General features: G+C 35.6%; 25 protein-coding genes. 15 read left to right on the forward strand and 10 right to left on the reverse strand.

What is annotated here, in order from left to right:
* Positions 1 to 123: 123 nt before the first annotated feature.
* From EDC17_RS17565 to EDC17_RS05670, 5 genes are all read right to left on the reverse strand, one after another.
* Positions 124 to 363, reverse strand: a complete 240-nt coding sequence (locus EDC17_RS17565; protein ID WP_132777176.1) for a FeoB-associated Cys-rich membrane protein — start codon at positions 361 to 363, stop codon at positions 124 to 126.
* On the reverse strand, positions 279 to 2,381 hold the full coding sequence (feoB, locus tag EDC17_RS05655; protein WP_132777177.1) for a ferrous iron transport protein B: 2,103 nt from the start codon (positions 2,379 to 2,381) through the stop codon (positions 279 to 281). The genes EDC17_RS17565 and feoB overlap by 85 nt, the downstream gene beginning before the upstream one ends.
* Positions 2,381 to 2,620, reverse strand: a complete 240-nt coding sequence (locus EDC17_RS05660) for a FeoA family protein (RefSeq protein WP_132777178.1) — start codon at positions 2,618 to 2,620, stop codon at positions 2,381 to 2,383. The genes feoB and EDC17_RS05660 overlap by 1 nt, the downstream gene beginning before the upstream one ends.
* A 178-nt stretch (positions 2,621 to 2,798) precedes the next feature.
* Positions 2,799 to 3,635 carry a ZIP family metal transporter gene (locus tag EDC17_RS05665; protein ID WP_132777179.1) on the reverse strand — a complete coding sequence of 279 codons (837 nt, stop codon included), beginning with the start codon at positions 3,633 to 3,635 and terminating at the stop codon, positions 2,799 to 2,801.
* 4 nt (positions 3,636 to 3,639) lie between these two features.
* Positions 3,640 to 4,233 (reverse strand): phosphatase PAP2 family protein, encoded by a 594-nt coding sequence (locus EDC17_RS05670; protein ID WP_132777180.1) that lies wholly within the window; start codon positions 4,231 to 4,233, stop codon positions 3,640 to 3,642.
* A 185-nt stretch (positions 4,234 to 4,418) separates the two neighbouring features.
* Here EDC17_RS05670 and glmM point away from each other — a divergent pair, with 185 nt between their 5' ends.
* Positions 4,419 to 5,804 carry a phosphoglucosamine mutase gene (glmM, locus tag EDC17_RS05675; protein ID WP_132777181.1) on the forward strand — a complete coding sequence of 462 codons (1,386 nt, stop codon included), beginning with the start codon at positions 4,419 to 4,421 and terminating at the stop codon, positions 5,802 to 5,804.
* Positions 5,805 to 5,866: 62 nt separating this feature from the next.
* Here the strand turns inward: glmM and EDC17_RS05680 are convergent, their stop codons facing one another.
* The 3 genes from EDC17_RS05680 to EDC17_RS05690 form a co-directional block, all read right to left on the reverse strand.
* Positions 5,867 to 6,064 carry a YqaE/Pmp3 family membrane protein gene (locus tag EDC17_RS05680; RefSeq protein ID WP_132777182.1) on the reverse strand — a complete coding sequence of 66 codons (198 nt, stop codon included), beginning with the start codon at positions 6,062 to 6,064 and terminating at the stop codon, positions 5,867 to 5,869.
* A gap of 25 nt (positions 6,065 to 6,089) precedes the next feature.
* Entirely contained in the window at positions 6,090 to 6,395 is a 306-nt protein-coding gene (locus tag EDC17_RS05685; RefSeq protein ID WP_132777183.1) for a DUF4342 domain-containing protein, read from the reverse strand.
* A 309-nt stretch (positions 6,396 to 6,704) separates the two neighbouring features.
* On the reverse strand, positions 6,705 to 7,436 hold the full coding sequence (locus tag EDC17_RS05690; RefSeq protein ID WP_132777184.1) for a tRNA threonylcarbamoyladenosine dehydratase: 732 nt from the start codon (positions 7,434 to 7,436) through the stop codon (positions 6,705 to 6,707).
* A 168-nt stretch (positions 7,437 to 7,604) separates the two neighbouring features.
* On the opposite strand from EDC17_RS05690, the gene EDC17_RS05695 reads away from it, so the two are divergent.
* A complete protein-coding gene (locus EDC17_RS05695) occupies positions 7,605 to 8,810 on the forward strand; it encodes a tyrosine-type recombinase/integrase (protein ID WP_132777185.1) in 1,206 nt (401 codons plus the stop codon).
* Here the strand turns inward: EDC17_RS05695 and EDC17_RS05700 are convergent.
* Together EDC17_RS05700 and EDC17_RS05705 are read right to left on the reverse strand one after the other, a co-directional pair.
* Entirely contained in the window at positions 8,803 to 9,084 is a 282-nt protein-coding gene (locus EDC17_RS05700) for a helix-turn-helix domain-containing protein (protein WP_132777186.1), read from the reverse strand. The two genes, EDC17_RS05695 and EDC17_RS05700, sit on opposite strands and share 8 nt — an antisense overlap.
* Positions 9,085 to 9,516: 432 nt before the next feature.
* A complete protein-coding gene (locus EDC17_RS05705) occupies positions 9,517 to 10,272 on the reverse strand; it encodes an XRE family transcriptional regulator (protein ID WP_132777187.1) in 756 nt (251 codons plus the stop codon).
* A 130-nt stretch (positions 10,273 to 10,402) separates the two neighbouring features.
* Between EDC17_RS05705 and EDC17_RS05710 the strand changes: the two genes are divergently transcribed.
* The 13 genes from EDC17_RS05710 (at position 10,403) to EDC17_RS05765 (ending at position 18,352) form a co-directional block, all read left to right on the forward strand.
* Positions 10,403 to 11,011, forward strand: coding sequence for a helix-turn-helix transcriptional regulator (locus tag EDC17_RS05710; protein ID WP_132777188.1), 609 nt, complete (start codon positions 10,403 to 10,405; stop codon positions 11,009 to 11,011).
* Entirely contained in the window at positions 10,989 to 11,258 is a 270-nt protein-coding gene (locus EDC17_RS05715; protein ID WP_132777189.1) for a hypothetical protein, read from the forward strand. The genes EDC17_RS05710 and EDC17_RS05715 overlap by 23 nt, the downstream gene beginning before the upstream one ends.
* Complete coding sequence (locus EDC17_RS05720) at positions 11,242 to 11,553, forward strand: hypothetical protein (protein WP_207895698.1); 312 nt, start codon at positions 11,242 to 11,244, stop codon at positions 11,551 to 11,553. Before EDC17_RS05715 ends, EDC17_RS05720 begins: the two co-directional genes overlap by 17 nt.
* 6 nt (positions 11,554 to 11,559) lie before the next feature.
* The gene (locus EDC17_RS05725; RefSeq protein WP_132777190.1) at positions 11,560 to 11,781 is read left to right on the forward strand and encodes a hypothetical protein; all 222 of its coding nucleotides are present in this window, start codon (positions 11,560 to 11,562) and stop codon (positions 11,779 to 11,781) included.
* Between the two features lie 10 nt (positions 11,782 to 11,791).
* Positions 11,792 to 13,783: an AAA family ATPase gene (locus tag EDC17_RS05730; protein WP_132777191.1), complete on the forward strand. Its 1,992-nt coding sequence runs from the start codon at positions 11,792 to 11,794 to the stop codon at positions 13,781 to 13,783.
* Positions 13,784 to 13,953: 170 nt separating this feature from the next.
* Positions 13,954 to 14,997, forward strand: coding sequence for a recombinase RecT (locus EDC17_RS05735; RefSeq protein WP_132777192.1), 1,044 nt, complete (start codon positions 13,954 to 13,956; stop codon positions 14,995 to 14,997).
* Between the two features lies 1 nt (position 14,998).
* Positions 14,999 to 15,733, forward strand: a complete 735-nt coding sequence (locus EDC17_RS05740) for an MBL fold metallo-hydrolase (RefSeq protein WP_132777193.1) — start codon at positions 14,999 to 15,001, stop codon at positions 15,731 to 15,733.
* A 2-nt stretch (positions 15,734 to 15,735) separates the two neighbouring features.
* A complete protein-coding gene (locus EDC17_RS05745) occupies positions 15,736 to 15,999 on the forward strand; it encodes a hypothetical protein (RefSeq protein WP_132777194.1) in 264 nt (87 codons plus the stop codon).
* A gap of 172 nt (positions 16,000 to 16,171) precedes the next feature.
* Positions 16,172 to 16,510 (forward strand): hypothetical protein, encoded by a 339-nt coding sequence (locus EDC17_RS05750; RefSeq protein WP_132777195.1) that lies wholly within the window; start codon positions 16,172 to 16,174, stop codon positions 16,508 to 16,510.
* Between the two features lie 2 nt (positions 16,511 to 16,512).
* Positions 16,513 to 17,181 carry an ASCH domain-containing protein gene (locus tag EDC17_RS05755; protein WP_132777196.1) on the forward strand — a complete coding sequence of 223 codons (669 nt, stop codon included), beginning with the start codon at positions 16,513 to 16,515 and terminating at the stop codon, positions 17,179 to 17,181.
* Between the two features lie 74 nt (positions 17,182 to 17,255).
* Positions 17,256 to 17,420: a hypothetical protein gene (locus tag EDC17_RS16820; protein WP_165894370.1), complete on the forward strand. Its 165-nt coding sequence runs from the start codon at positions 17,256 to 17,258 to the stop codon at positions 17,418 to 17,420.
* Positions 17,421 to 17,712: 292 nt separating this feature from the next.
* The gene (locus EDC17_RS05760) at positions 17,713 to 17,976 is read left to right on the forward strand and encodes a hypothetical protein (RefSeq protein WP_132777197.1); all 264 of its coding nucleotides are present in this window, start codon (positions 17,713 to 17,715) and stop codon (positions 17,974 to 17,976) included.
* Between the two features lies 1 nt (position 17,977).
* The gene (locus EDC17_RS05765; protein WP_132777198.1) at positions 17,978 to 18,352 is read left to right on the forward strand and encodes a hypothetical protein; all 375 of its coding nucleotides are present in this window, start codon (positions 17,978 to 17,980) and stop codon (positions 18,350 to 18,352) included.
* The last annotated feature ends 10 nt before the right edge of the window (positions 18,353 to 18,362 follow it).

The raw sequence follows: 18,362 nt of genomic DNA on the forward strand, positions 1-18,362 counted from the left end.
ACTATTACTGGAGAACAACGCATCAAACGACGTTATTCTAACAAACCGCCTTGGTACGGATCCGTATGCCGGGTGGTGTGAGAGGACAGATAGGGAAATAATCCCTATCTTCCTACTCGATTATCAATTTGTTGATTTATTCATATCACAGCCACATCCGGCACCACAACCATTTTTGTTTTTCGATTTTGATGGGATAAATTTTCTTACCACACTTATTACAGCTGCTGCAAATATGATGGCAATAATAATGTATTGAATGGTTAATGACATACTCTTTATTTTAAAATTTGATAAGCTATCAGCGCCGCTATATAGGCTAATGCGGTCATAAATCCAGCTTGGATCAATGTCCATTTCCATGAGCCTGTTTCTTTGCGTACTACACCGATAGTCGCCATACATTGCATGGCAAAAGCATAAAACAATAATAACGAAATACCTGTAGCAAAATTGTACGTTGGCAATCCTGTGTTTCTGTTGATCTCCGATTTCATGCGTTCAAAAAGTGTAGCTTTTTGCGTATCATCTTCGATATCGACATCATCACCCAATGAATATACGACTGCAACAGTACCTACGAAAACCTCACGCGCAGCAAAGGATGCCAATAGACCGATACCAATTTTCCAATCATAGCCGAGTGGTCGGATAGCCGGTTCGATACCCCTTCCTAAATAGCCTAAATAGGAATATTCTGTTTTATAAGCCGATACTTCCAGTTGTATTTCTTCTTCAGATAATTGAGGATTTTCTGCAGCAATATATTTTTCAGGTTCGGAGAAGCGGTCATTAGGTCCGAAATTGCCCAATACCCATAGAATAATGGATATCGCCAAGATAATCTTACCCGCACCGATCAAAAATCCCATGGATTTTTCCCAAACTGTGTTTAAGACATTTTTTACATCTGGTCTTTTGTAGGTTGGTAGTTCAAAGATCAGGAATGAATTACGTACCGACTTGATGATTTTGTTCAATACCAAGGCAGAACCTAAAGCTCCCACAATACCCAGAATATACATAGCAAATAGGGTAATTCCCTGCAGATTGAAACCTAAGAAATCGGAGTCTGGAATCACCAAACCAATGATGACAATATAGATAGGCAGTCTCGCCGAACAGGTCATAAAAGGCGTAACCAACATCGTCAATAGGCGTTCTTTCGGATTTTCGATATTACGGGCAGCCATCACCGCCGGAATAGCACAAGCAGCTCCCGACATCAAAGGAATCACCGATTTACCATTCAGTCCAAAAGGCTTCAACCAGCGGTCCATCAAAAATACCACGCGGCTCATATAGCCCGTCTCCTCCATGATGGCAATAAATAAGAACAAAATGATAATCTGCGGCAAGAAAATAACAATTCCTCCAATACCCGCTATTATACCATTTACCAATAAATCATTCAGAGGGCCCTCTGGAAAATTTGATCCAATAAATTCGCCAATAAAGGCGAAGGACGCATCTACAGCATCCATTACTGGACCGGACCACGCATAGATGGCCTGGAAAATAAAAAATAATATCCCGAAAAAGATCACATAGCCTAGGATAGGGTGCATAAGCACTTCATCTATTTTCTCCGTAACGGATAATTTCTTGTTCTCCGATTTTTGAACGATTGCGGTTAGCGCCTGCTGTACTTTTTCATGACGCAGTATCGCTTCATCCTTTTGTAATTGTTGGGTGGATAATTGATATTTAGCACGGATAGAAGCTAGTTGCTGACTTGTCTCGAGACCGTGCGTATTTTGAGCGTCTAGACCCAAATACATCCAAGTTTTATATTCTGTATCCAATGGAAACAGTTTTTTAGCCTCATTAAGTGCTTGATCGTACTGTTGTGGCAAGGATAGAGAACCGAAATATGGACCTATTTGATTTTCAAATCCAGCAATTAATGTGTCAATTCCTTTGCCGTTACGTGCGTTGGTACGGTATACTTTTGTTTTTAGATAGCTTTCGAGTTTATCGTAATCTATCTTCAAACCTTTGTCAGCCATTTCATCTTCCATATTAATGACGAAGATGGCTGGAAGTCCCAGCTCACGCACTTGCTGATAAATAATGATACCTCTGGTCAGGGTGCTCGGTTCAGATACTACGACTACCAAATCCGGAAAATCTTTATTTTCCTTTTGGAGCAACGTATTGAGCACGACCTCTTCATCCAACGAATTAGGAAAAAGGGTATAGGTGCCCGGAAGGTCAATTATAGTGTATTCTGTTTGGTTAAGTTTGGCTGTTCCTTGTCTTTTTTCGACGGTAATTCCAGGATAATTACCTACTTTTTGGTTGAGTCCTGTGATACGGTTAAAAAGAGAGGTTTTACCCACGTTAGGGTTACCTAGTAAGGCTATAGTCTTTTTTCTCATTATTTTTTACGGGCTAGAATTAAAGCGGCTTCAGATTTACGGATAGCTATTAAGGAGTCGTCATGTAAAATATTGATACATATAGGACCATTAAAAGGAGCTTTGTGCTTTACTTTAATAATAGATCCGGGTGCAAAGCCGAGTTCATAAAACTTAGCAGGCAGTGAGTCATTCGCGAAAGAATCAATGATTGCTTCATCTCCCTTATTCAGCTTATCTAGCGCTATTTTGTCTTGCATTATGCTCGTGTTAAAACAAAAATTAATTGATTTGAAGTCTCAAAGATAAAGAAAATAGATGGAGGGGTAGGAAGGGTTATTGTCAAATCTTTGTTAGTTATTTAGAATGATTTAAAATAATGGGGAGGTAGTGCGAAAAAATAAGTCCAAATCGAAGATTTGGACTTATTTATATATTTTAATGATGATGATCTGAATGGTCATCGTGGTCATGGTCATGATGCTCGTGATTGTGGTCATCATGATTGTGCTCATGCTGATGATCCGGTCCATGATGGCTGTGATCATGCGTAGGAAACAAAAATGTAGTTAAGGACAATGCAATACCCAAAAATACAGCAGCCATTTTTTTCTTATTAAACTTGTGGTGATCCGCAGAACCCGATTCAAATAAAATTGTAGTCGAAATATGTAAAAATATACCGATCACGACAGCCATAATTTTATCAAAATGTTGAGAAATATTGCTGATTTCGCCATTGCTCAAGAAGCTGCTTGTCAGGTAACCCAGCGGAGTCATAGCAGCAAATATCAAAAGCAAAATGATAATGCTATTTTTGGTAAGTCGGGTGTTAAGCAATAAACTACCTAACGCAAATGCTGCAGGAATGTGGTGTATAGCAATCCCAAATACCAATTGCGACTGATGGCCCGCCACCAAAGGCATGCCTTCCAAAAAAGCGTGTAAGCACAAGCTTACCATAATACCCAACGGGAATCCCGAATTTTCATGGTGATGAATATGACCATGTTCGATTCCTTGGGAGAATTGTTCTAATAAAAGTTGAAATATAAATCCCCCCAGAATATATAGTCCGATGACTTCGGGACTTGTATTTCCGTCACTGTACGCATGAGGAATAAGATGCAATACGGTAATTGCAAATAAGTAGGCCCCACTGAATGAAAGTATTAATTTCAAATAGTTGGTGTTGTCACGTTTTACAAAAAATACTGCCAATCCTGCGATGGAGGCAGAGATAAAAAGTATGGCAACAATTAGAAAAGAACTCATATAATTATTCAGAAGTTAAATGCTGTTTTTCGCGGAAGAAAGAAGGGACAAATCGATTAAATAAATAACCCGACGTCAGCCCGATAAGTATTCCCAATGCGGCGCCACAAAGTATATCAAATGGATAATGGACCCCTACATATATTTGCGAAAAAGCGATAGATGCTGCCCATAATATGCATAACCATAAGGTATGCTTCCACTTGCGACGAAATAATATTATCCAAAAGAAAGCCATCGCAAAATGATTCGTAGCATGTGAACTCGTAAAACTATAACCCGAACCACAGCGTACCCTGACATTTACGTCATGTTTGAACTCTATATCATTGCAGGGCCGAATTCTTTTTACACTTTTCTTAATGAGATGCGAAGATACAGCATCCGATATGCCGAAGTTCATCAGCGTGCAAGCCACGATTATAATACCTAGTTTGCCATAATGCTTGATAAAGAAAATTATCAAAAAAAGATATAAAGGAGCCCACGTATAGGGATTCCTTAATATCGGTAGCAACCAATCAAACACCGGATTGCTCAGTCCTTGATTGATAGCCAGAAATATTTCCTTATCTATTTCGATGATCTGTTGTAACATATGCTCGGTTTCTATTGTATATGATAAATTAAAAATACATTATTTTAAGTAAACTGAAACAGCTTTTAATTGCAAAATACACAATGTTGCAACAAAGGTATGTTTTTTGTGATTATTTAGGAATATTATCTTGTCTTTTTTTTATAATGTCTTATTTTTACAAATCATAAACTGCAAATAAAAATATGACTTTAATAAAATCCATTTCAGGAATTCGTGGAACCATAGGTGGCCGTGCATCAGAAGCCCTTACACCTATTGATATTGTGAAGTTTACGGCGGCATTTGGTAAAATTCTTATCAATAAGTCGGGTAACAATAAAATAGTAGTAGGTCGTGATGCCCGTGAATCCGGAGAGATGGTAAGCAACCTGGTCATAGGTACTTTGCAAAGTATTGGCGCCGAAGTCATTAATTTGGGATTGTCTACTACACCTACAGTAGAAATCGCCGTGCCGCTAGAGCAAGCTGCTGGAGGAATTATTTTGACAGCTTCGCACAATCCGGGTCAATGGAATGCGTTGAAATTATTAAATGAAAAGGGTGAATTCATCTCCGATGCCGAGGGCAAGGATGTGTTGACATTAGGTGAGAGCTTGGATTTCGATTTTGCAGAAGTACAGGATTTGGGTAAAGTAATCAACGATGAATCTTATTTGCAAAAACATATCGATGCGGTACTGGCCCTCGAATATGTGGATGTGGAAGCCATAAAAAAAGCAAATTTTAAAGTCGCTGTGGATGCAGTAAACAGTACTGGTGGGATTTTTATCCCTGCCTTGCTCGAAGCATTAGGTGTAGAGACTATTTATAAAATTCACTGTGAGCCCAACGGTAAGTTTCCGCACAATCCAGAACCTTTAAAAGAGCATTTGACAGATTTGTCTGCTGCCGTATTGGAGAATGGAGCGGACTTAGGTATCGCTGTCGATCCAGATGTAGATCGTTTGGTATTCATGATGGAAGATGGTGAGTTGTTTGGTGAGGAATATACTTTAGTGGCTGTTGCCGATTATATTCTTTCCAAGCAAAAAGGTAATACAGTATCCAATTTATCTTCTACCCGTGCTTTGCGTGATGTGACTTTAAAACACGGCGGAGAATATTATGCCGCAGCAGTAGGAGAGGTCAATGTCGTAACAAAAATGAAAGAAGTGGACGCTGTAATCGGTGGTGAAGGTAATGGTGGCGTGATCTACCCAGCTTCACACTATGGTCGTGATGCTTTGGTGGGTGTGGCTATATTATTATCACACTTAGCGGAATTGGGTAAGAAAATGTCAGTTTATCGCGCCGAATTGCCACAGTATTTTATGTCCAAAAACAAAATCACTTTGACTCCTGACTTGGATATCGATGGTTTATTGGATGCTATGCAAAAGAAATATGCGCATGAAAATCATACTACAATTGATGGTTTGAAGATCGATTTTGAAAACGAATGGGTTCATTTACGTAAGTCCAATACAGAGCCTATCATTCGAATCTATTCAGAGGGACCAAGTTCTGAAGCAGCTGAAGCCATAGCGCAGAAGATCATGAACGAAATGCAAGAAATAATTTATAAATAAAGAATAGCCTTCGACAAATGTCGGAGGCTATTTCAATAGAATTAAAAAAAATTAAACTTATTTTATGCTGTAAGCATCTGTTGATAATGTCGTTGCAGTCTTCTCTTGTTTTTGCCATCCAGATGTGACGCTACCGCCCAAATAGCTGCTGGCAACCAACCTATAAGCGTACATTGTAAGATGACGCATACTATTCCTCTCAAAATTTTACCTCTTAGAAAGAAGGACAGCCAAGGAAATATAACTGCAATTAATATCATTTTTCAGTGTATTGTATTAAATAATTTATACTAAAGGATTTGAATCTTCATTTACCGGTTCTGCATTTACTTTTTCTTCGGTTTTCGGCTCCTCGTCTTTACGTTCTACGATAATTTTACAATCGGTAACGATGGCTGCGATAGCACCTACAGCTGCGAAAATTGGAGCCAGGAATAAACCTACTAGACCTAGTGAAACAGGAAAGCTAATAATTTCTCTTTCATTCTTATCAGCGATAGTAATTTTAGTTACGTTAGCTTCGTTAAAAAGCTCTTTTACTTTTTTTAATAAGTTCTCGCCTGAAATATTAAAGGTTTCTTTGTACGCCATGATTTCTTTGTTTTAAATATATACTTAACAATTATTTTTCTGATTATGTTTCAAAAATAACCTATAATTTTTGATGCGATTACTCGATTTAGGCGAACCTAGTTGCTTCTTCGGTAAAACACCGATTTGCTTCGGTTAATAATTACATAGATAAATAGGGTTACGCTAATTTTGTGTAAATCAGCAGATTGACAAGAGACTAAATTATCAAATATACGGCGAAATATAAATTCTGGAGCAGGAAAATGAAATATTAATGAATGTCTAAAAATACAAAAGAGGCTCCAATCGATTAAGCCTCTTTTGTATTTATAACGTTTTCATATCTATCAAATCCCGAATAGCTACTGAGGCGATTGCTCCCCCAAATACTGCGGGAAGGTATGACATCGTGCCGTACGCAGATTTCTTGTAATTGCTGCCGTCGGTGTACAGAAGAGAAGCTTTGTCCGGTAATTCGGTGGAGAAAGCAACTTTTACACCTTTACGGATATCATGTTTGCGGAGTTTTTTGCGTATATGATGTGCTAATTTACAATTGTATGTATCGCTAATATCCGCAATTTTGATTTTAGTAGGATCCACTTTTCCACCTGCACCCATTGAACTTACGAACGGAATTTTGGCCGCATAAGCCTGACGTATCAAAAACAATTTGGGCGTGATGCTATCAATAGCTTCTACAATGTAGTCCGGCTGTTCGGCGATTAATTTTTCTACACGATCAGGGATGACAAACTCTTCATAGACGGTCAAATCCAATTGGGGATTGATATCCAGCAAGCGTTGTTTCATGATTTGCGCTTTGGCTACGCCATGGTTGGTTGCTAATGCGGGCAATTGTCTATTACGGTTTGAAGGGTCTACCGTATCACCATCGATGATGGTCATCTTGCCCACACCTGCACGCGCGATAAATTCGGCAGCAAATGAACCCACGCCACCTAGTCCCAATACCAATACATGCGAATTCGCCAATTTTTCTAAAGCCTCACGACCTATTAAAGCTTCTGTTCTTGACAACCAAGATAAATCTCTCATTAAATATTATAATTTTACCTATTTTACGGTTTAAATATTTGATAATCAAATAATTATGTTACTATAAATATTAGCATCTTGAAAATCATTGCTAAAAATATCAGATATTATTGCTTATTTTGTTTCTATAAAATTTACAAATAATTTACAGCAATATTTACAAAATAAATGGCTTCAATTTCAGCGACTATTCTAAAGCATCATAAAAAACAAAATGGAACTTGGGGGGTGAAAATCAGAATTTCACAAAAAGGTTCCTCTGTATATTTAGATACATCAATTGTTGCAAATAAAGAAGATTTGGACACAAAGTTACGATTAAAAAAAATATTTATTGATAGATTTCTTAGTATAGAACTGAATAGAATGCGCGAAGAAGTGAATGCTCTTGGCGTAAAAGGTGAGGTGATGACTGCTGTTCAACTAAAGCAATATTTTGAAAGGAATGATGAAGTATTAGACCTGTTTGCGTTTTTTAAAGAATGGAAAAATAGATATCAAGGTAGTGCTGGTACAATTCTTAAACTTAGTGACTCAATGAAACGCTTAAAAGAATTTGTAAAAGCTGATAGCCTTTCCCCGTTGGACCTCAATGTAAAATTTCTTCAGGAATTCCAGATATTTCTGCGCATACCAATACGTAAAGATGCAATCGCCCGAGGATCGAGATCAAATCAAACCATTCTCACCACAATAAATAACGTTATGACAATCTTTAATGCAATGAAGGATCAGTATAACGATGAGGATACTGGGCAAATTAAAATTCCCAATGATCCATTTCGTAAGCTTGTTAAGGTTAAAGTAAAACCTTCGGAAAATCGAAATTTGTCATTAGAGCAAATTAAATCCATTAGAGATATAGAGTTAAATATTGAAGCTGATGTAATAGCTAGAGATTTATTTATGTTCTCCTTTTATATGTGTGGTATTAATGCTGCTGATATATTCAACAGTCTTGGGAAGAAGCATGTTGTGAGGTTTAATTACAATAGATCTAAGACTGAAAATAAAAGATCAGATAATGCCTTTATGTCAGTGAAAATTCCAGATGAGGCAAAAAATTATATTATTAAATATTCTGAAAGCTTATTTAGAAGGTACAAAACTATTAAGTCATTAAATAATAGACTTAGCAATTCATTGCGAGACATTGGTGAATTATTAGGAATTGAAAGACTTACTTTTTACCATGCTCGTCATACATTTGCGAGCCTGGCTAGAAACGAATGTAGATTTAGTAAGGATGATGTGGCTGCTGCACTAAACCACTCATCGAATACAATAACTGATGTTTATATTGCCAAAGATTGGCAGATTGTTGATGATGTACAAGAAGGGGTGTTGGCCCTTTTGCGAGAGAAATCTATTTAGTAACTCTTTCTCTGGTTATTTTCTCTGGATCTGATATTTTACGACTTGATAATTTTTCACCAGTCAATAACCAATTTAGGTCCATATTGTATTTTTTAAGCATGTATATCATAAGTTCATGCCCAGGAAGTCTGTTCCCGTTTTCGATCCTTGATACATTTTGCTTTTGCATGATATCTATATCAGTTTGTTTGATATTATGGGTCAAACGGAATTCTTTAAAGCGACGTCCAACCTGTACCTCTAATGAATTAGGATCCTTTTCTTCTTTCATATTAGTTTAAGTTTTGATGTGTGTGTTATATAAAAGGGGCAATTGCCCAGCCATAAATAAGGTGAAATTCTAAATGTCTGAAATTCCATGTTTTGATAGTACCTACGAAATATTAAATTTTTCGTAAGTACAGAATCAATTAGAGTATAATAAAGAAACTCAGTATAATCTAAGACTCTTTCTTTTTCAGTATCTTGGTAATTAAGGTTGACTGACATAATAAATTCTTTTGTTATCCTTTGAAAGGATTCTCTTTTGTGAAGAGTTCCGTTTATTTCGAATAAGTCTAATCGTGAATTTTTTGGTTTTGGTTTTATAAATATTCCGCCGGTGATTTCAATGCCTTTTGATTTAAATTCCGATTTTATTCGATTTTTAACCAAAGTCAATATCCTAATTTCAGCATCAGTATAAACCCAACCAGGTGCCATTTTATTTTAATTCTCTTTTTACCACATTAAAAATCTGGACACAGTCATCTAATTTTATTTCAAAATCGGGATATCTGTCTTTATCCGGATTTAGTGATCTTAAAGTTAAGGTACCTGTTTCTAAGTTTTGTTTTGCAATTTGCTTCGCGACAATACCTTCAGTTTTATGTACAATAATCCAATTTGGCCATTCATGAGTATGAAATTTACTTGTCCAAAGTTCACGCTTTACTTCACGACAGGTTACAATGGTGCCATGAGGTAGAGCATCTTTTATGCTTCCATTGTCCATACTATCTCCAGAAATCTCAAATGCTTTATAGTTTCCTTTTACAAATTTATCTACGGTAATATAATGTTTCGGCAATTCTTCTAAATATTGTTGGTCCATGTATCCAGATAAGTATCCAGCTTGAGCGTATACGGGTACAAGTTCAACTCCCATTCTGTATCGACCAGGAGATATTTCAACAAATTTATTTAAGCCCTCCTCATCATAAATAGTGGCATCACCTAAATCTCTAGCGTTTTGGTGAATAGGTCTAATAACAGTCTGTCTATTAATTCCAAAAACATCTTCTTCTGAGGTCTGAAATTTTGACAATATATTGCTTACGGTTTCTCTTTCTAGAGAGGTTGACTTAAAGTATTGATAAACGGTTTGGCGAGAAACTCCTAATATTTCAGCTGCTTTTGATGCCCCAATGTTTTTAGACTTCAAAAATTCTTTAAATTTTTCTCCTTGATAATCAATCATTTGCAAAATAATTTCACAAAGTAAGTAAAATACTTATTGACACTGTAAGTATTATGTTTACATTTGTACCATACGAACAAAACAAAGGTAATATAATTACTTAATGCAATCAATCACAAAATAGTACCATATGAATAAACAAAAAATATACGCTGGGATGATTGACAAAGGAGCTGAGATTTGGGAGGATTTTGACACAAAAATTCTTTGGTGCTCCCATAATAAGAGACAATATAAGTGGCCATTCTTTCCAAAGAAAGTGATTGACCTAGTCAAGCAGGATATGTTGAATAATCCTGATAAGATAATCTATCTAAATCAATGGCCAAATCTAAGAAGAGAAGATCGAATTTACAGATACATGCTTTGCAATTTCGGCGGTCTGGATGACAAGCCTGATTTTGATAAGCATGGCAATGTGAGCCGGTCAGAATACTACGATTGTGGATTAAGAGGTAAATGTCAATTCGAGGGAAAACTATGTTGCTCAATTAAAGTGTCTAATGGATACCTGAGTAAATCTGAAATTGAAGTTCTAAAGCTTATAAGATTACCCGACAAGCTAATAGCGGACACGCTTCATCGGTCCCCAGAAACTATATCTACGCATTTGCAAAATATTCGGGAGAAGACTGGGGAGTCTGATAAAGTCAATCTTGCGCTCTTCGCGTTAAGCATCGGGATAACATTAAATAAACCAACTAAAACTTATAAAAATGGAAATCATAAAAATAGATAAACAACCCTCAGTAACAGATTATATCGCTCAGATGGACCCAAATGGTGAATCTGTGAAAAGATTTCATTTACAACATATAAAGGCTGTACGCGAAGCAGCTGGACGTAAAATGAAATTTGAAAAACCCAATTATAAATATGAAACCACCGTTAACGCAATCGATGATGGTGGATACATTGAAGTTGTAGTATCCGAAAAGAAAAGGAGCGCAAATAAAAGTAGGAGGAATAATGAGATCAGTATTTGATTATGAATTGCGCAACATGCTTACATCAGCAGCTGAGCTGGGTGCAACAAAAGCATTATCTGAAACAGGAGCGATTAAACCCTATATCAATAAATCCGAAGCTTACAGGACATATGGTCGCGCTAAAGTAGACAACTGGATAAAAGATGGCCTGATAACCCCTCGAGGAGAAATAGGCAAGTCTTGGCAAATCGATAGAGTGGAAATCCAAGCCTTAGCTGCATCAAGAACTGTCGCTGAATATATAAATAGCCAATACTTCAAAGATAAAGGTGTAAAGATAAATGCAAAATAGAAAGATATGCTGACACATGAGAAATTGAAAAGTCTTGGATTTAAAAAGTTTGAATGGCAGGACGACGACGGTGATCAGGTAGTTGATTACAAATTAAAGAAAGGTAATGTGGTGATTGAAATAACGAATCTTCAAACAGTTGAAATTACTACTCAGGGAAACTACATCAACCTTCCAAAAATCAATGATGACAAAAAACTGGAGCAATTAATAAATCTATTATCATAATTAAAAGAATATGAATATCCTAATCAAAACACTTACAATGGTCAACTTTAAAGGAGTAAAGAACTTCTCAGTTGATTTTAAATTTATCACCAATATCTATGGTGCCAATGCGTCTGGAAAAACTACAATTTTTGATGCCTTTACCTGGTTACTCTTTGGAAAGGATTCCTCCGATCGTAAGGATTTTAATGTAAAACCCTTGGATAACAAAGGTGAAACTAAAAACCGTACGGAAAATGAAGTGTCAGCAATTATTGAAGTCGATGGACAAGATATTTCTATCCGCCATATACAAAAAGAAAAATGGACGAAGAAAAGAGGTGAAGAAGTCGCAGAATTCACTGGTAATGAGCATCTATATTTTTGGAATGAAGTTCCGGTAAATGCGGGTGAGTTTCAAGCCAAAGTAAATGATTTATTGCCAGAAAATGTGTTCAAGCTAATCACGAATCCGCTATACTTTAATTCTCAAAAATGGCAAGATCAAAGAGCTGTATTATCCGAATTGGCCGGCGAAATTACAGATGATTTTTTAGTAGGTAAATATCCAGAATTACAACAGTTATTAAAATCTCTGGACGGCAAGAGCCTAAAGGAATTTAAAGCAATGGTGGCTCTTAATAAAAAGAATCTTAAGGATGCTTTATCCTCTATTCCATCACGAATCGACGAAGCGGAAAGAAGTAAACCTGAACCAATTGATGAAGACTCTATTAATAATCGTATAGCTGAACTTCAAACGCAATACGACGCTTTGGAGCAGGCTATTGTTGATAAGAATGCAGCAAATGAAAGTGAGAATAAAAGAATTCAAAAGGTTCAGCAAGATATCCATGCATTAAAGCTAGAAATTCAGAATATCGAAGCAGATCATCGCAGTGCGTATAATTCTGAAATAAACCAAGCTAATTCCGGAGTGAATGAAGATAAAGCAAAGCTCGCTAACCTTGAATCACAATTAAGAATCCAGGAAAGCCAACTAAAACAACTAGAATCTTCACATGCGGACCAGCTTGCAAGAATTGAACGCGATAAGCAAGATATAAATGATAGGCTTGCGAGTCTTAGAATACTATTTGCTTCTGTAAATGGGCGCACTTTAAATCCTGAAGATAAGATTTGTAAAGAATGTGGTAGAGAACATGAAGAGGATAACATCAATGGATTACAAGCTAAGTTTGATTTTATAAAACGTAAAGAATTAGAATCTATTAATGAGCAGGGGAAAGGCTTGAAAAGTGATCTAAACAAACGTGAAGATGATATTAAGCATGCTGTAGACCAATTTGAGTTAACTAAATCAGCCCTTCTTACATCAATAAGTAATCTTAAAATTTCCATAGGAGAGGTTACTCGCCGTATTGAAAATTCAGCGAACAACAAAGTGGAGGTAGTTTCATTTGAAGATCGTGTTCAATTGGATGATCGAATTAAGCATAACAATTCTAAAATTTCTGAATTGGAAACGCAGCTTGAATCTATACCTGTAGATTATGGTGATTTAAGAATTCGGAAAGCGACTATCAATGCGGAGCTTGATTCTGAGAAAAGAAAGCTAAATAATAGTGATCAAATAGCAAAAATTGATTTACGTATCCTGGAACTTAAAGACCAAGAGAAATCAATGTCGCGGGAACTGGCTTCCCTAGAAAAACAAGAATTCATTGCTGAGAAATACGAAAGGGCAAAATCTGAAGAATTAGAAAATCGCGTGAACAGTATGTTCAAGTTTGCAAAATTCAAATTATTCAAACCATTAATTAATGGAGGTGAGGAGCCAACATGTCAAACTACTTACAATGGTGTACCATTTTCGGATCTAAATACTGCAGGTAAAATTCTAGTCGGAATAGATATCATCAATACACTATCTGCTCATTATGGAGTAGTCGCGCCGGTATTCCTGGATAACCGTGAATCTGTATCTGCAATTCCTGATACAGCAGCACAAACCATAAATCTTATTGTTTCACCTCAAGATGAGAAATTAAGAGTGGCGTAATGGCAAAAAAAGTAGTCGCGCCTACATCCATACCTAAAGTGTCATGCTCGGGATGTAAATATAAAATCCCGGGCGAACACATAGCCTTAATGTACTGCGATAAAATCAAAATGCCAATGCCATCAAACCAACTAAATCATTGTATTTATAAATCAATAAAATAATATATCATGTCAAATCAAAATTTAGCAACAACTTCTAACAATCAAGTTGCCCCTCAACAAGAATCACAATCAGAGCGTTTTACCCATGCAGTAATGCGTGAATTTACAACTAATGCAGGCTCATTGGAAGTAACAAACTTCCAAAAGAAACTTATCCAAAATTACTTTATCAAGTTGGATATGACTTTAAAGGATAATGAAATTAAAAGGTTATCAAAAAGAGATTCAGACCCATTAGAATTTGCATGGAAAAACGTTAATATGTCTCAATTAGCATTGGATGTAGTAGCTTATTCAAGTATAGGATTGGACCCGCTTCAGGATAACCACATCAATTTAATTCCGTACAAAAATAATAAGACAAGTAAATTCGATATTGGGTTTATTATTGGTTATGAAGGGATGAAAATTAAAGCTATAAAATATGGTTTTGAAGTTCCTGATGATGTGATTGTTGAGGTCGTTTACTCAAATGACAAATTCAAGTCTTATAAAAAGAATAAAGACAACAAAATTGAATCCTATGATTTTGAGATAGTAAATGACTTTGACCGCGGTGAGATTATAGGCGGGTTCTATTACCATGTATTCCACAGCAATCCTGAAAAGAATCGTCTAAAAGTTATGACGATGAAGGATATCGAAAAACGTAAACCTAAATACGCGTCTGCTGAGTTTTGGGGTGGGGAAAAGAAAAAGTACAATTCAAATGAAACCGAGCATATTGAAGGTTGGTTTGAGGAAATGGTGGAGAAAACAATTAAACGTGCTGCATATAATTCAATTACTATTGACAGCGAGAAAATTGATGAGCACCTTGTTAAAATGATGCAACAGGAGGCGATAACTCTTACTGGAAGTGATCAAACTCTTCTTCAAGTTAAATCTGATATCTCAAATAATGCTAATAAGCTTGAGATAGGTTTTGAAGATGCTAATGTTGTAGAAGAAAAACCTAGGTATATAGAGCCGGAGAAACAAGCCCCTGCTGCAAGTGTAATGCAGCCCAACGAAAACCCTGTCGATGATACGCCAACTTTAGGATTCTAAAATGAGGCTGAACATCATAAATAGCAATAGTGATGGAAACTGCTACCTTTTCACCGACAATAATGGGGAAACTCTTATTGTCGAGTGCGGGGTAAGGTTTGAAAAGGTCAAACAAGCATTGAATTTTGATTTAAGCAATGTTGTTGGCTGTTTGGTTACCCATGAGCATGGTGATCATTGCAAAGGCGTCAAGGACTTGGTTAAATCGGGGATTGATGTCTATGCATCTGCCGGAACTATAAAAGGTTTTAAATTTCAGAGCCATAGACTTAATCCTATTGTTAAAAACAAGAAATTTTCAATAGGTCCATTTGATATCATAGGATTTGATGTGCATCATGATGTTATTGAGCCATTAGGCTTTTTAATTCGACACAATGAAATGGGAACTACGTTATTTTTAACGGATACAATCTATTGTGATTATAGGTTTCCTGGTCTAACCAATGTTTTAATTGAAGCCAATTATAGCCAAGATATAATTGATCGGCAATTGGCAGAAAATCAATTTCTACGCAATAGAGTTTTAAAATCACACATGAGCGTGGAAACAGCTATCAAAACACTTAAAGCCAATGATCTATCAATGGTTAATAATATAGTGCTTATACACTTGTCTGATAGAAACTCAGATGCAAAAATCTTCAAAAAGAGAATTGAAGATGCAACATTAAAAACAGTCACGATTGCAACATCAGGGCTGGTATTAGAAAATTTTAATATTTATCCTTTTTAGTTATGACCGACAACGAAAAAATAAATGACATGTTTCTTCGCATTCAGAACTTTGATTTTCCATCATGCGATAATCCACAATTTATTCAGCTTGTATCAGAAGTTAAAGAAGGCTTTGATATCATACTTAAGGGAGTACGTGCTGGAGCCTATAATATCAAAGCAAATAGCAGGACTGAAGCTTTAGAAAAAGTGCAAGCAGAACCTTTACAAGTTAAACCAGGTGTATTTGATATTGCTCCCGATAAAATAGAATTAGGGTTTTAATTGTTAAATACAAGTAATCTATTTGGATAACTTGTATTTATATTGTACATTTGATGTACCAATTGTATCGTCTCACATTAATACAATTAATAAGACATTTTAGCCCTTGTTAGGATGAACCAGAAGTGAGACGCTGGGGATTCCTGATGAGGGCTTTTTAATTTTAAGAGATATGATTGTTGAATTAAAAAAGGTGAAGATTACTAAATCAATTTTAGGTCAGCTGACATCGCCACAGTTTAAAGATATATCCAATTACGAAGTGTTGGGGTGGGTATTTGATAAGTCAAAATATATTCTTCTCTATAATAAAGAAAATAAAACTCTTTCAAAAATGAGAGTGTTATTCGGTCTTCGCATTGATAGCCAAAAACCTAATCAGGTCCTTTATACCCAAAATGGATTAGCATCATTTAAAGTATTTCATTCAAATCAAGAAGCATTAAACTGGTGTGCATTAATTAATACTATTCAATCACAAGCCATCATACAAGGCCAATTATTTATATAGATATGAAAATTAAACCAATACTATTTAGTACTCCTATGGTAGATGCTATACTAAAGGGAAGAAAAACACAGACTAGACGGATAATTAAAAGCCGTCATGAAAGTGGTTTGTTTCGAATTGGGCAAACAAAGGATGGATTAATTACAGAAGTAACTTCATTAGATTGGGATGAAAGACCTAAAAATGATAATTGCAATGACATTAAGCCCATTGCTAATGTAGATGATATTCTTTGGGTACGAGAGACATGGAGGTGGAGTGATGATCTAGAAGATTTTTGTTATAAAGCAAATTCAGAAAATCCTGACTTGAGTAAATGGAAACCTTCGATATTCATGCCTAAAGAGGCAGCAAGGATTTTCTTAAAAGTGACTAATGTACGAGCAGAGAGACTGCAGGATATTACACAAGATGATGCGATAGCTGAAGGTTTGAATCCTTTACTCATGAGTAGACTACAATTAGCTTCACAAGGACAATTGTATCAAAATTACTTAGATAATAACAAGCTATTTAATGATGGTCTGCCTCCATATTGGTCATTCAATTCTTTGTGGTGTAAAATTAATGGTGCAGATTCATGGGATTCTAATCCCTGGGTATGGGTGTATGAATTTGAAAAGGTTGAAAGACCAGCTAATTTTTTAGGAGAAAGTAAGGAGGTAGAATGAGAAAGTGTATAAGATGTGGGGATTCACATGACAATAAAAAAATATGCAATTCCTGCCTTTCTAATTGGTCAGATATGAGAGGTGTAATTTGGGATACTATGATGATTGTTTACGGTTATTTTAGCCCTTCAACTCACAAGGGATGGGTAAAAGAGACTAAAAGACTAGAAGCTATTTGGCGTAAAAACAAAGCAGAATTTGAAAAAGAGATTGAACTTATTAAATCTGATCATGAATAATCTAATGATGTGGTGTAACAGATCGGACATATTTTAAAAATAATCAACGTAGGATATATCCAATTGAATATTTTGTATCCTCTTTTATCCCAGTTCCTGTTAGCAAAAAAGAAATTGATAGTTTACGTCCAGTAATTGAAGATGTAATTAATAAAAAGTATAAAAACAACTAGTTATGATTTGTTGTAATGTAAAAAAGGCTTCTATAAAATAGAATCCTTTTTTAGTTATCATACATTTAAGTTAAAATTCATTGTTGTATATTAGGACAATTTTTAACTTAAATATTGTTATGAAAAATATACTTTTACAAGCTGCCGCTGGAACAGGTATCGGAAGCTTGGTTTACTTTACTATTGTAATCGCAGTTATTGTTGTATTATTTGTTGTTTTTAGAAATCTTATATTATGGTATTACAAATTAGATGTTATAGTTTCTAATCAGCAAAAGCAAATTGAACAGAATAACAAAATAATAGATCAACAGGGCATAATAATAGATGGCTTGGTGGCAATAAAAAACAGTGTAGAAGGAAAAATAACTGAGGGGATTTAATATGAATCATAAATATTATCCCCTATTAAAATGGGCTGCTATAATTCTTGTTATTATATTTATTATGGATCAGTGTTTTAAATCGTATAAACAGCAAAGTGATTATGAAGCTAATGATCCCAAAGGTAGAATAGAAAGACATTTTTCTAAATATGACGGTTCATACACAAAATTTAGAAACTATATAAAGGATAATTTAAACGATCCCTCAAGCTTTGAACATGTGGAAACAAGGTATACAGATAATAAAGATGGCACTGTAAACGTGATTATGAAATATAGAGGTAAAAATGCATTTGGAGGTATAATTACTAAATATGCTAAATGCACATTGAATACTTCTACAGGTGATTTTTCAGATGTAGTAACGGAATAAAAAATTAATT

This window comes from Sphingobacterium alimentarium (genome assembly GCF_004342685.1).
Taxonomy (GTDB): domain Bacteria; phylum Bacteroidota; class Bacteroidia; order Sphingobacteriales; family Sphingobacteriaceae; genus Sphingobacterium; species Sphingobacterium alimentarium.

Coding starts and splice junctions, on each gene's coding strand:
- EDC17_RS17565 (WP_132777176.1), bottom strand. CDS start 363: ATGGAAATGGACATTGATCCAAGCTGGATTTATGACCGCATTAGCCTA.
- feoB (WP_132777177.1), bottom strand. CDS start 2,381: ATGAGAAAAAAGACTATAGCCTTACTAGGTAACCCTAACGTGGGTAAA.
- EDC17_RS05660 (WP_132777178.1), bottom strand. CDS start 2,620: ATGCAAGACAAAATAGCGCTAGATAAGCTGAATAAGGGAGATGAAGCA.
- EDC17_RS05665 (WP_132777179.1), bottom strand. CDS start 3,635: ATGAGTTCTTTTCTAATTGTTGCCATACTTTTTATCTCTGCCTCCATC.
- EDC17_RS05670 (WP_132777180.1), bottom strand. CDS start 4,233: ATGTTACAACAGATCATCGAAATAGATAAGGAAATATTTCTGGCTATC.
- glmM (WP_132777181.1), top strand. CDS start 4,419: ATGACTTTAATAAAATCCATTTCAGGAATTCGTGGAACCATAGGTGGC.
- EDC17_RS05680 (WP_132777182.1), bottom strand. CDS start 6,064: ATGATATTAATTGCAGTTATATTTCCTTGGCTGTCCTTCTTTCTAAGA.
- EDC17_RS05685 (WP_132777183.1), bottom strand. CDS start 6,395: ATGGCGTACAAAGAAACCTTTAATATTTCAGGCGAGAACTTATTAAAA.
- EDC17_RS05690 (WP_132777184.1), bottom strand. CDS start 7,436: ATGAGAGATTTATCTTGGTTGTCAAGAACAGAAGCTTTAATAGGTCGT.
- EDC17_RS05695 (WP_132777185.1), top strand. CDS start 7,605: ATGGCTTCAATTTCAGCGACTATTCTAAAGCATCATAAAAAACAAAAT.
- EDC17_RS05700 (WP_132777186.1), bottom strand. CDS start 9,084: ATGAAAGAAGAAAAGGATCCTAATTCATTAGAGGTACAGGTTGGACGT.
- EDC17_RS05705 (WP_132777187.1), bottom strand. CDS start 10,272: ATGATTGATTATCAAGGAGAAAAATTTAAAGAATTTTTGAAGTCTAAA.
- EDC17_RS05710 (WP_132777188.1), top strand. CDS start 10,403: ATGAATAAACAAAAAATATACGCTGGGATGATTGACAAAGGAGCTGAG.
- EDC17_RS05715 (WP_132777189.1), top strand. CDS start 10,989: ATGGAAATCATAAAAATAGATAAACAACCCTCAGTAACAGATTATATC.
- EDC17_RS05720 (WP_207895698.1), top strand. CDS start 11,242: ATGAGATCAGTATTTGATTATGAATTGCGCAACATGCTTACATCAGCA.
- EDC17_RS05725 (WP_132777190.1), top strand. CDS start 11,560: ATGCTGACACATGAGAAATTGAAAAGTCTTGGATTTAAAAAGTTTGAA.
- EDC17_RS05730 (WP_132777191.1), top strand. CDS start 11,792: ATGAATATCCTAATCAAAACACTTACAATGGTCAACTTTAAAGGAGTA.
- EDC17_RS05735 (WP_132777192.1), top strand. CDS start 13,954: ATGTCAAATCAAAATTTAGCAACAACTTCTAACAATCAAGTTGCCCCT.
- EDC17_RS05740 (WP_132777193.1), top strand. CDS start 14,999: ATGAGGCTGAACATCATAAATAGCAATAGTGATGGAAACTGCTACCTT.
- EDC17_RS05745 (WP_132777194.1), top strand. CDS start 15,736: ATGACCGACAACGAAAAAATAAATGACATGTTTCTTCGCATTCAGAAC.
- EDC17_RS05750 (WP_132777195.1), top strand. CDS start 16,172: ATGATTGTTGAATTAAAAAAGGTGAAGATTACTAAATCAATTTTAGGT.
- EDC17_RS05755 (WP_132777196.1), top strand. CDS start 16,513: ATGAAAATTAAACCAATACTATTTAGTACTCCTATGGTAGATGCTATA.
- EDC17_RS16820 (WP_165894370.1), top strand. CDS start 17,256: ATGAGAGGTGTAATTTGGGATACTATGATGATTGTTTACGGTTATTTT.
- EDC17_RS05760 (WP_132777197.1), top strand. CDS start 17,713: ATGAAAAATATACTTTTACAAGCTGCCGCTGGAACAGGTATCGGAAGC.
- EDC17_RS05765 (WP_132777198.1), top strand. CDS start 17,978: ATGAATCATAAATATTATCCCCTATTAAAATGGGCTGCTATAATTCTT.